Here is a 1,897-nt window from a genome sequence, read left to right on the forward strand (position 1 = left end):
GTCGTCGGGGTGGCCGTGACGGTGGCGGCGGGGCAGTCCGTGGCGCCGGGGGACGCCGCCGCGTCGCCGGTCGCGCTCGGGGTGACCGTGACGGTCGGAGTGACGCAGCCGGCCGAGCTCTCCGGGGTGGGACTGCCACCGGGCGACACGCTCTCGTCGCTCGGCGAGGGGCTCGTACTGCCGCTCGGACTCCGGGAAGCGCTCGCACTCTCGCTCGGGCTCTCCGAGGAGCTCGTACCGGTGCCGGGCGAGACGCCGGACCCGCTGTCGTGCGGTCGCGGAGACGGCCGGGTGTGCGACGGCGTCGGCGTCGGCATCACGTGCGGCGGCCGGGGTACGACGTGGTCGTGGTGGGGACCGCGATGACCGAGGGGCCGTTCGATCCACGAGTTGTCGACGATGTTGATGATCGTGATGTTGGTGATCACCTGGGGTGCCGGGGTCACCACGACCACCTCGGCGGGCCGGAACCCGGACCAGGGCCGACCGTTGTCAGCCATCGCGCCCCCGCTCGCCGCGCCCGCCTTGAGTGGGTTGCCGCAGGCGCAGCGGACCCGGGGCACGCCCCGGTTGTCGACGAGGACCGCGGTACCGGCCTGGAGGACCGACTGGAACCCGGTCACCCGCGTGTCCCGGAACCCGTGGTTGGTGACCTGGGTGTCGGCGCGCAGTACGACCGAGGTCAGCCCGCGCAGATAGCCGGCGATCCCGCCCGGGGAGATCCCCTCGGCCTGTGCGAAGGCGCGGGCCTTGGCCTGGTCGCGGGTGAGATAGGAGATCTGCCGCTCGACGTCACAGCTGCCGGTCCGCGCGGTCCCGCCGTAGAGGCCGGGTGTGGCGCCGGAGACGGTACGCATGTGGCCGGAGGGCGTGGACACGGTCCCCGTGGGTGTCGCCTGCGGAGACGGAGACTTCCGAGGTGTCGACTCCCGAGGTGTCGATTGCGGCGTTCGGGTGACCCGTGGTGGGACGCTCGGCGCGGTGGCCGTGGAGTCCGTGAAGGGGTCGGGGCCCTGTGCCGCGACGGGCTGAAGGAAGACCTCGCCGCTCGACTTCGTGTCCTTGCCGCCGTCGCCGCCGCAGCCGGCGACGAGGAGCGTCGCCGAGAGCGCGCAGGCCGTGGCGATGGTTCCGGTGGATGTGCGCACCAGGTCCTCCCGCCTCAAGCCGGGTGATTCGCCACTATTGTCTGCTTCACTCACTTGGGTTACGCAACCGGAGGCATGGAACGCGGAGAGTGACGGTCTGCCCAGGTGTGACGATGGAGGGAGGAACGCACGGTCATGGCATGGTTCACCGCACCCGACTACTGGCTGAGCCGACTGGTCTTCCAGCGAGCACTGGCCGGCGTCTACCTGATCGCGTTCCTCACGGCGGCCCGCCAGTTCCGCGCGCTGATCGGCGAACGCGGCATGCTGCCGGTCCCCCGCTTCCTCACCCGAATGCCGTTCAGACAGGCCCCGAGCATCTTCCGACTCCACTACACGGACCGCTTCTTCGCGGCCTGCGCGTGGACGGGCTGCGCGGTGTCCGCCGCGCTGGCCGCCGGACTCGACTCGCAACTCCCCCTCTGGGGCGGCATGTTGCTGTGGCTGCTGCCCTGGGTCCTCTACCTGTCCATCGTCAACGTAGGCCAGACCTGGTACGCGTTCGGCTGGGAGTCACTGCTGCTGGAGGTCGGCTTCCTGGCCGTCTTCCTCGGCAACGCCGAGGTGGCCCCGCCGGTCGTGGTGCTGTTCCTGCTCCGCTGGATCCTGTTCCGGGTGGAGTTCGGCGCGGGCCTGATCAAACTGCGCGGCGACGCCTGCTGGCGCAAGCTGACCTGCCTGGACTTCCACCACGAGACGCAGCCGATGCCGGGCCCCCTGAGCTGGTTCTTCCACCACCTCCCCCGCCC

2 protein-coding genes are annotated in these 1,897 nt (G+C 71.0%); one reads left to right on the forward strand and one right to left on the reverse strand.

All coding sequences use genetic code 11. From position 1 onward, the window contains the following. Positions 1-1,148, reverse strand: a 1,148-nt coding sequence (locus tag AC31A1_RS50765; RefSeq protein ID WP_489659809.1) for a DUF6777 domain-containing protein, incomplete at its 3' end; no start/stop codon positions are given. Positions 1,149-1,283: 135 nt separating this feature from the next. Between AC31A1_RS50765 and AC31A1_RS50770 the strand changes: the two genes are divergently transcribed. Next, a partial coding sequence (locus tag AC31A1_RS50770) for a lipase maturation factor family protein (protein WP_489659810.1) occupies positions 1,284-1,897 on the forward strand: 614 nt, incomplete at its 3' end.

It is taken from the genome of Streptomyces sp. P5F9, from assembly GCF_057961495.1.